This window comes from Enterobacter sp. Res13-Sevr-PEC09-46 (assembly GCF_015672585.1).
Classification (GTDB): Bacteria; Pseudomonadota; Gammaproteobacteria; order Enterobacterales; family Enterobacteriaceae; genus Enterobacter; species Enterobacter hormaechei_C.
On sequence record NZ_JADABR010000028.1, the window covers coordinates 104,986 to 114,427 of the forward strand.

At 50.8% G+C, this 9,442-nt stretch carries 9 protein-coding genes; 4 read left to right on the forward strand and 5 right to left on the reverse strand.

Annotated elements, in window-relative coordinates; genetic code table 11:
• Positions 1 to 18: 18 nt before the first annotated feature.
• Positions 19 to 534 (reverse strand): Der GTPase-activating protein YihI, encoded by a 516-nt coding sequence (gene yihI, locus IMQ56_RS18210; RefSeq protein ID WP_015569898.1) that lies wholly within the window; start codon positions 532 to 534, stop codon positions 19 to 21.
• A 579-nt stretch (positions 535 to 1,113) separates the two neighbouring features.
• On the opposite strand from yihI, the gene yihA reads away from it, so the two are divergent.
• Entirely contained in the window at positions 1,114 to 1,743 is a 630-nt protein-coding gene (yihA, locus tag IMQ56_RS18215; RefSeq protein WP_003861913.1) for a ribosome biogenesis GTP-binding protein YihA/YsxC, read from the forward strand.
• Between the two features lie 312 nt (positions 1,744 to 2,055).
• Here yihA and polA read toward each other — a convergent pair whose 3' ends face one another.
• Complete coding sequence (gene polA, locus IMQ56_RS18220; protein WP_017382666.1) at positions 2,056 to 4,848, reverse strand: DNA polymerase I; 2,793 nt, start codon at positions 4,846 to 4,848, stop codon at positions 2,056 to 2,058.
• A 439-nt stretch (positions 4,849 to 5,287) separates the two neighbouring features.
• On the opposite strand from polA, the gene IMQ56_RS18225 reads away from it, so the two are divergent.
• Entirely contained in the window at positions 5,288 to 6,196 is a 909-nt protein-coding gene (locus tag IMQ56_RS18225; RefSeq protein WP_026080562.1) for an acyltransferase, read from the forward strand.
• A gap of 22 nt (positions 6,197 to 6,218) precedes the next feature.
• On the opposite strand, the gene dsbA is transcribed toward IMQ56_RS18225, so the two are convergent.
• From dsbA to IMQ56_RS18240, 3 genes are all read right to left on the reverse strand, one after another.
• Positions 6,219 to 6,842, reverse strand: a complete 624-nt coding sequence (gene dsbA / locus IMQ56_RS18230) for a thiol:disulfide interchange protein DsbA (RefSeq protein WP_003861908.1) — start codon at positions 6,840 to 6,842, stop codon at positions 6,219 to 6,221.
• Between the two features lie 27 nt (positions 6,843 to 6,869).
• On the reverse strand, positions 6,870 to 7,856 hold the full coding sequence (locus IMQ56_RS18235) for a serine/threonine protein kinase (protein WP_023295647.1): 987 nt from the start codon (positions 7,854 to 7,856) through the stop codon (positions 6,870 to 6,872).
• A gap of 75 nt (positions 7,857 to 7,931) precedes the next feature.
• Positions 7,932 to 8,201, reverse strand: a complete 270-nt coding sequence (locus tag IMQ56_RS18240; RefSeq protein ID WP_003861904.1) for a YihD family protein — start codon at positions 8,199 to 8,201, stop codon at positions 7,932 to 7,934.
• A gap of 68 nt (positions 8,202 to 8,269) precedes the next feature.
• On the opposite strand from IMQ56_RS18240, the gene mobA reads away from it, so the two are divergent.
• Together mobA and mobB are read left to right on the forward strand one after the other, a co-directional pair.
• Positions 8,270 to 8,854, forward strand: coding sequence for a molybdenum cofactor guanylyltransferase MobA (gene mobA, locus IMQ56_RS18245; RefSeq protein WP_017694040.1), 585 nt, complete (start codon positions 8,270 to 8,272; stop codon positions 8,852 to 8,854).
• Complete coding sequence (gene mobB / locus IMQ56_RS18250; RefSeq protein WP_196064122.1) at positions 8,851 to 9,354, forward strand: molybdopterin-guanine dinucleotide biosynthesis protein MobB; 504 nt, start codon at positions 8,851 to 8,853, stop codon at positions 9,352 to 9,354. Before mobA ends, mobB begins: the two co-directional genes overlap by 4 nt.
• Positions 9,355 to 9,442: the final 88 nt, after the last annotated feature.

Genomic DNA, 9,442 nt, shown 5'->3' on the forward strand with positions numbered 1-9,442 from the left:
ACCTGCCGGGTGCAAATGTTAGTTTCCACCTTTCAGCAGACGCATCATATCTTCCTGCTTTTCGTCTTCCTCTTCGTCTTCTTCATCATCGTAGGACAGACCCAGCTTCTGCATCAGTTCATCAATGCGGTCCAGTTTGGCGTCCACCCAGGACTGCTCTTCAGCGGTCAGGGTTTCACCCTCTTCAAGACGTTCCAGCAGCGCATCCAGGCGCTCATCGTTCTCCAGCATATCCAGCTCAGCCTGCGGTGAAAGCATAGGTTTCTCGCTCTTTGGTTTGTGCTGCTTAGTGACCGGCGTGTCTGTCACGCCCAGTGGAATGGGAGTTTTACTGCCGATACGAGGATCTTTCTGCTGTTTGCCTTTTGCAGAAGCGCCTGCGGCACCGCCACCGTTAGCACGGCTACCCGCAGCATGGCCACGATGTTTTTTATCGCGTTTGCGATCGCGCGCTTCCTGATTCAGTTCTTCGCGCGTTTTGCGGCGTGCTTTTGCAGGGCGTTTCACGCCCGCAGCGGAGGTCGGTTTTTTCATGATGTTTTATCTTTAAGTCGTTTTCTTCAGTATAGAATTGCGGCGAAATCTAGCAGAAAGCAAGCAAAGAAAAAAGGCGACAGAGCAATCTGTCGCCTTTTTTCCTGACTCACAACCCTTAACGGGTCAGACATTCCCTGTTTGCCTGCAACAAACCCTGTTTATCCCTTGGCTACTACCGTCCGTGATACGGTTCCGTTTCCTGTTAAAAACGCCTCCAGGCGCCGGTCGTCCTGACAATCCTGAGTCTTCGCCTCCTGGCGCTCCTGACCCTTATCCTTAAGTCGTTATCCTGTTGGCATCCTCGCCCTGGCACACACCTTACCTTGTTCCCTTAAACTAACAAGCTATGAAAAGGTACAAAACCGGATTTTCAGATAATTACTCATTAATAACTCTTTGAATTTTAATATTTTGAGTTTTTTAGCGCCTGCGATTTCTCTTAAATTTCTCATACGCTTAAGGGCAGATCTCTTACATTCCGTAGGGCTTTCACTTACATGTCAATGACGAAGGGAAAAGCCTTTTGCCCGCATTCAGGTATAATCCCCGCAGATTACGATTTTTGGAGACGACCACGTGACTACCTGGAACTACCAACAGACGCATTTTGTCACCAGTGCGCCCGATATTCGCCACCTGCCCTCAGACACAGGGATTGAAGTGGCATTTGCTGGCCGCTCCAATGCGGGAAAATCCAGTGCCCTGAATACGCTCACCAATCAGAAAAACCTGGCGCGTACCTCAAAAACACCTGGCCGTACTCAGCTGATTAACCTGTTTGAAGTGGCTGAAGGCAAACGCCTGGTCGATTTACCGGGCTACGGTTACGCGCAGGTACCGGAAGAGATGAAGATCAAATGGCAGCGTGCGCTGGGTGAATACCTGGAAAAACGCATGTGTCTGAAAGGTCTGGTGGTGCTGATGGATATTCGTCATCCGCTAAAAGATCTCGACCAGCAGATGATTGACTGGGCGGTGGCAAGCGATATTGCGGTGCTGGTGCTGCTGACAAAAGCGGATAAGCTGGCAAGCGGCGCGCGCAAGGCGCAGGTGAACAAGGTTCGTGAAGCGGTGCTGGCATTCAACGGTGATGTACAGGTTGAACCGTTCTCCTCGCTGAAAAAGCAGGGCGTGGATAAACTGCGACAGAAGCTCGACAGCTGGTTTAACGATCTGGAACCGGCGACTGAAGCGGAAGCAGAGTAACAACAGGCGCGGCGATGACCGCGCTTTTTTTCGCCTGAAACTTTCTTTGCCGCAATAAAAAACGCCCCAGTCATTACTGACTGGGGCGGCTAAAATATTCAGCCAAATCCGATTACGTGAAGTAAAAGGTCTGAAAGATAGAACATCTTACCTCTGTACCCTACGTCGTTAACTCTACTCTTTTTTTATCGCTGGACAAAGCACTTTTTGTAGTTTTTTTTCATTCTTTACATAGGGAATTCTAATGATCGTCACAAAACGCGCGTACTTATGTTGCTTACTTACATAAAACGCGCGTTATTCCGATAACCCTTAGTGAGCCTGATCCCAGTTTTCGCCGCTACCCACTTCCACCAGCAACGGAACGTCCAGCTTCATGCTGTTTTCCATCAGTTCATGGATCTTCTGAGAGACCGTCTCCAGATCGTCTTTATGAACTTCAAAGACCAGTTCATCATGTACCTGCATGATCATTTTCACGCGCGGTTTCTCTTTTTCGAGCCAGGCATCGACGGCAATCATTGCGCGTTTAATGATGTCCGCCGCAGTGCCCTGCATAGGGGCGTTGATCGCAGCACGTTCAGCACCAGCCCGGCGCGCGGCGTTGCTGGATTTGATATCCGGAAGGTAGAGACGACGCCCATCCAGCGTTTCAACGTAGCCTTTCTCTTTCGCCTGCGCGCGGGTACGTTCCATATATTCCAGTACGCCCGGATACCGCTCGAAGTAGAGATCCATATACTTCTGCGACTCTTTACGCGGGATATTGAGCTGGCGTGAAAGACCAAAGGCACTCATGCCGTAAATCAGACCAAAGTTGATCGCTTTTGCACTACGACGCTGCTCGTTTGTCACGCTCTCCAGCGGCAGCCCAAACACTTCGGCAGCGGTTGCCCGGTGGATGTCCTTCCCTTCGGCAAAGGCCGTCAGCAGGCCTTTGTCGCGTGACAGGTGCGCCATAATACGCAGTTCGATTTGCGAGTAGTCCGCGGAGACAATCAGATAATCCTCTGGCGCAATGAAAGCCTGGCGAATACGGCGGCCCTCTTCATTACGCACCGGAATGTTCTGAAGGTTAGGATCGGTTGACGAAAGTCGCCCGGTCGCCGCCACAGCCTGGTGATAGGAGGTGTGCACGCGGCCCGTTTTCGGGTTGATCATCAACGGCAGTTTGTCGGTATAGGTCGATTTCAGCTTAGCCAGACCACGGTATTGCAGAATAACTTTTGGCAGCGGATAGTCCAGCGCCAGCTCTTCCAGCACCTCTTCAGACGTTGAAGGGGCGCCACCCGGGGTTTTCTTCAGCGGCTTGATACCCTGTTTTTCAAACAGGATGGTTTGCAGCTGTTTCGGTGAAGACAGGTTAAATGCCTCGCCAGCAAGCTCATGAGCTTTCTGTTCAAGCTCGGTCAGGCGCTGCGCCAGCTCACCAGAGTGGTTATGCAGCACCGTTGGGTCGATTTTAACGCCATTGCGCTCAATGCGGGACAGCACAGGCACCAGCGGCATCTCAATGTTCTGGAACACATTCAGCGGCCCTTCGTGCTTCTGCAATTTCGGCCACATTTTGAGATGCAGCTGTAGCGTGACGTCAGCGTCTTCCGCGGCGTAGCGGCCTGCTTCTTCCAGCGCGATCTGGTTAAAGGTCAGCTGATTTTTGCCCTTACCGGCAATTTCTTCAAAGGTGATGGTTTTGTGTTTCAGCCAACGATCGGATAAGGAATCCATATCATGGCGGCCCGCCACGCTGTCCAGAATGTAAGATTCCAGCATGGTGTCAAAAGCGATACCACGCAGCTCAATGCCGTAGTTTTGCAGAATACCGCGGTCGTACTTCAGGTTTTGCCCAACCTTCAGCACTTTCTCATCTTCCAGAATCGGCTTCAGCAGTTCTAAGGCGCGCTCGCGGGAGATTTGCTCCGGCGCATCCAGATAGTCGTGAGCCACCGGAACATAGGCTGCAATACCCGGCTCCGTTGCGAATGACAGGCCCACCATATTAGCCGTAATGTTATCAAGGCTGTCCGTTTCGGTATCGAAAGCAAATACTGGCGCTTTTTTCAGCTTTTCAATCCAGGCGATGAGCCGTGACTCTTCAAGGATGGTTTCATAGTTGTCGAAGGAGAGCGCTACCGCCTCTTCTTCTGCCTGCTCTTCGGCATTGACAACGATGGTCTCTTTCGGCTTCGCCGCAGGTTTAGCCCCTTTCGCCTGAAGCCATTTCCCGGCTTCAACATCCGCGGTCCAGCGTTTAAATTCGTATTTTCTGAACAGGCCAAGCAGTTCGGCGGCGGCGGGTTCCTGCACTTCCAGCTGCTCGCAGGTAAGCTCCAGCTCTACGTCAGTTTTGATGGTGGCCAACTGATAGGAGAGATAAGCCACCTCTTTGTTATCGGCGAGCTTTCCGGCCATGGTTTTTGCGCCACGGAAGGTAAGACCGGCAATTTTGTCGGGTTCTGCATACAGCGTATCCAGCCCGCCCAGCCCTTGCAGCAGCGCCTGAGCTGTTTTTTCGCCTACGCCCGGTACGCCAGGAATGTTATCCGAGGAATCGCCCATCAGGGCGAGGAAATCAATAATGAGCTCTGGCGGCACGCCATATTTGGCGACCACTTCTTCCGGGCCAAGAATGGTGTTTGTCATGGTGTTGATCAGCGTGATCCCGGGCGTTACCAGCTGCGCCATGTCTTTATCACCGGTACTGATCAGAACCGGGCGGCCTGCTTTTTCCGCTTCGCGCGCCAGGGTACCAATTACGTCATCAGCTTCAACGCCTGAGACCGCCAGCAGTGGCAGCCCCATCGCTTTCACCATAGCGTGCAACGGTTCAATTTGCGCACGCAGATCGTCAGGCATAGGGGGACGGTGAGATTTGTAATGCTCAAATAATTCATCGCGGAAGGTTTTACCCTTCGCATCAAACACCACGGCCGCATGGGTTGGGTGGTATTGCAGAATCAGGCTGCGAAGCATATTCAGCACGCCGTACATTGCGCCGGTAGGTTCCCCTGCGCTGTTGGTCAGAGGAGGAAACGCATGATACGCCCGATACAGGTAAGAAGAGCCATCGACGAGTATAAGTGGGTTTTCTGGGATCTGAACCATAATGTCCGTGCCTTTTATGAATTTATGGGTAAAGGATGCCACAGAAGGATGAAAACATCAGGTTTTAGCGCTTTATACAGAAAAAGATTTTGCGATCGGGAAGATCGCTCGCAAAACAAAACTGTGGATAAGTTTGTGCATATTTTTAATACAGGTGAATAACAGCTTTATAAAAGTGATACTGAAAACTTATTTATATAATAAAATCAAAGCATTGCTATAAGATCACTTAAGATCGCGCTTCACTGATGTTTCTTTAGTCTATGTGGATATAAGACTTAAGCACTCTGTCTATATGCAAAAATTCGCTGCCTGGCAGGAAAAGCCGCAGCCTCCTGGTGTGAAACCGCCCTGGTCTGAGCGAATTTCTGATAAGATCGGCGCCCAGCACCGGATAGCCGGCTGCTCAATTACAGCTAACTATCTGAATAAATTCATTATGTCGAGAATACTCGCAGCGATAACATTATGGTTAAGCGTCATTTTAACTATTCTGGTTACCATCGCCTGTTCTGTGCCAATCATCGTTGCCGGAATAATTAAACTTCTGCTGCCTGTCCCTCCGGTATGGCGCGCGGTGTCTGCTTTTTGTAATTTTATGATGTACTGCTGGTGTGAAGGGCTGGCGATCCTGCTGCATCTGAACCCCTGGCTGAAGTGGGATGTTCAGGGGCTGGAGAAGCTGAACAAAAAGAACTGGTATCTGCTGATCTGCAATCACCACAGCTGGGCCGACATCGTTGTATTGTGCGTACTGTTTCGCAAACACATTCCGATGAACAAATACTTTCTGAAACAGCAGTTGGCCTGGGTGCCTTTCATTGGTCTGGCCTGCTGGGCGCTGGATATGCCGTTTATGAAACGCTATTCACGCAGCTATTTGATTCGTCATCCGGAACGCCGCGGTAAGGACGTGGAAACCACGCGCCGTTCTTGCGAGAAGTTTCGCGCGCATCCCACCACCATTGTTAACTTCGTCGAAGGATCGCGCTTTACCGAAGAGAAGCGCCAGCAAACTCGCTCTCCTTATCAGAACCTGTTGCCGCCAAAGGCAGCGGGCATCGCAATGGCGCTCAACGTGCTGGGTGAGCAGTTCGATAAATTGTTGAACGTAACGCTCTGCTATCCGGAAAACGACAGGACGCCATTCTACGATATGCTCAGCGGCAGGCTGACGCGTATCGTTGTCCGCGTTGATCTGGTGCCCGTCAATACTGAACTGCACGGGGATTACGTCAACGATAAAAACTTCAAACGTCGTTTCCAGCTTTGGCTTAATACACTCTGGAAAGAGAAAGACGAGCAGATAGCTAAGATTAAATCTTCATACAAAAACGCCGGTCAGTGACCGGCGTTTTTCTTTATGTTTGTTACTTTTTCTCAACCAGGTATTTCACGGTATCAGCGTACTGTTGTACGAAGATATCCATGCTGGTCGTGTCCATACCACGCATATTCACCTGGTATTTGCCGTTAACATACATCGCCGGCACGCCCTGCAACTGGAAGTCAGCGGCAGCTTTTTCCTGCTGTGCCACGAGAGATTTCACCACGAAACTGTTCCAGGCAGCGTCGTAGTCTTCACCTTTAACACCGGCATCCACGAACACTTTACGGATATCTGCCGTAGTTTGTACGGTCTGGGTTTTCTGTACGGCTTCAAACATAGGCGCGGTGATCTTATCTTCCACACCCAGCGCAATCGCGACCGCCCATGCCTGAGTCAGATCTTTACCCAGTGGGCCAAGGAACTCAACGTGGTATTTCGTCATTTTGGTGCCTTCCGGCAGCTTTTTCTTCACGTTGTCAGAAACATGAAGTACCTGCTCAAACTCGTAGCAGTGCGGGCAGTAGAAGGAGAAGAACTCCAACACCTGAGGCTCGCCAGCAACAGGCTTGTCCAGCGTAATGTACTGCTTGCCGTCGGTAAACTGCGCAGCAGTTGCGCTAAATGCCAGAATCATACCAGCCAGCGCCAGCCAAATTTTTTTCATGATTAACTCTCTCCTGGGTGTGTCCAATTAATACATCGGCGTTAATTGCAAAGGGGGTTCCTGTAGAACCTTAACCTGCGCGGTAAATGTGGATATCTGGTTGCGCCAGTAATCCTCCCCGGTAAGCCAGGGGAAATTTCGGGGAAAAGCCGGGTCTTCCCAACGCCTGATTAACCACGCGAGATAATAAACAAATCGCATCGCACGTAAAGGTTCTATCAAGGCAATTTCGTCTGAATTAAAGGGGCTAAATTCTTCATAAGCTTCAATTATGGTCTCAAGCTGCATGCGCTGCTCGGCTTTATCACCGTTGAGCAGCATCCACAGATCCTGCACCGCGGGTCCCATACGTGCGTCATCAAGATCGACAAATAGTGGGCCATCGCGCCAGAGAATATTCCCGGCGTGGCAGTCACCGTGCAGGCGCAGAGTAGTAATATCATCCCGCCAGCAGGCTTTTACAGCATCAATAAGCTTATCGGTCGCCGTGAGGAAATTATCCTTTAGCGCATTCGGGATCAGCGCCGATGTTTCGAATACCTGTCGCGGCTCAATAAGATATTCCTGAACACCAATCGTCGGACGGGCAACAAACGGTTTTTTACGTCCCGTCTGATGAATGCGCCCCAGATAGCGGGCAACCCATTCCATCTGATCTATATTATCTGCCTCAAACTGTCTTCCGCCCAGGCTCGGAAATACCGCGTAGTAAAAGCCCTGATGGGTCAGCAGCGTTTGGTTATTGAATTTAATGGGTGCCGCAACGGGAACATCGTCATCCAGCAGATCGTGGGCAAACTGATGCTCTTCCTGAATTTGTTCTGCGGACCAGCGCTGTGGACGGTAAAACTTTACGACAAAGCGCTGGCGCTCTTCGTCCTGAAATTGGTAGACACGGTTTTCGTAGCTGTTTAAAGGGGTTAACCCAGAATCCACCCGAATACCCTGTTCGAACAGCGCATCCATAATGGTATCCGGGTGTAGTGTCTGGAAAGTAAAAGCCTGGTCGTTCATCCGATCATCCGGAAATTATACGAATGATTCAGGATATCATCTTGTGGCGATTTCGGTGGCTCCGCTTACAAGCTTTTACTCTTTAATTACGCCTCGGGCACGCAGTAATGCGGTTTTAAAATCCTCTTCATAATCTTTCTGAATGCCAGGAATAACAGCATCTTTAGCCGAGTCACGCATTTTCAGGTGGTAGATCAGGATATCGTCAGAAAGGTCTGCCAGTTCGCCATCAAAACCTGACTCTTTCGCCAGTTTCTGTAAAAATTGCATCAGATTCAGCTCTGGCTCTTTTTGCCAGGCCGGCTGGAGAAGCTCAATGACTTCATTAAGACGTTTACATTTCATGGTAGTGCTCCTTTCATTTAGAGAGACACGTTAGCAGGGTCAATCCCACAATAAAAGAGGCGATATTCGTGAATCAATGCCAGGAAATCATCGGAGTTGTTCTGGCCGGGGGCAGGGCAACGCGTATGGGCGGAAAGGATAAGGGGCTTCAGCTCCTGAATAACACACCATTATGGCAGCATGTTGCTGATACGCTTGCAGATCAGGTGTCCTCGATGGCGATCAGCGCTAACCGACATGTTGATATTTATCAGCGCAGCGGGTATCCGGTTTATCAGGATAACCTGGTGGACTATCCCGGTCCGCTGGCGGGAATGCTTTCCGTTATGCAGCAGTCGCATGGAGAGTGGTTTCTCTTTTGTTCATGTGATACGCCCTTCATCCCGTCCTGCCTGGTTGAACGTCTGGTGCAGCGGCGCGGTGGTGCTCCCGTCGTCTGGGTACACGACGGTGAACGCGACCATCCAACGATCGCATTGATTAATCGCTCGTTAATATCCGCGCTGGAAGATTACCTGGCCGCAGGAGAGCGGCGCGTCATGGTATTTATGCGTCAGTCCGGAGGCCATTCCGTTGATTTCAGCGACATGAAATCGGCGTTTGTGAATGTAAACACGACGGAAGATTTGCAGATAATGCAGGAGAAGAAATGATACCCGTATTAGCGATCTCTGCCTGGAGTGGCACCGGGAAGACTACGCTGCTAAAAAAACTAATACCTGCACTTTGCGCCAAAGGCATTCGTCCCGGATTGATTAAGCATACGCACCATAACATGGATGTCGATAAGCCGGGGAAAGATAGCTATGAGCTGCGTAAGGCTGGCGCTGCACAAACGATGGTGGCGAGTAACCAGCGCTGGGCGTTAATGACAGAAACACCGGATGAAGCACCGCTGGATCTCGCTTATCTTGTCAGCCGGATGGATCACTCCACGCTGGGTCTGGTGCTGGTTGAGGGGTTTAAGCATGAGGCCGTGCCTAAGATCTTGCTGTTCAGAAACGGCGCCGGGCATGATGTTAGCGAACTAATGCTGGATGAGCATGTGATTGCCGTGGCCAGTGACGTTGCGTTGTCGCTGGAAGTACCGGTTCTGGATTTGAATAATGTGGAGGGGATTGCAGCGTTTATTTTGGTGTGGTGTGCAGTCTGAGATCTGCCGGGTGGCGGCTTCGCCTTGCCCGGCCTGCCGTTTTTCGACGTACAAACGCAAAAAGGCCATCCTTCCGGATGGCCTCTTC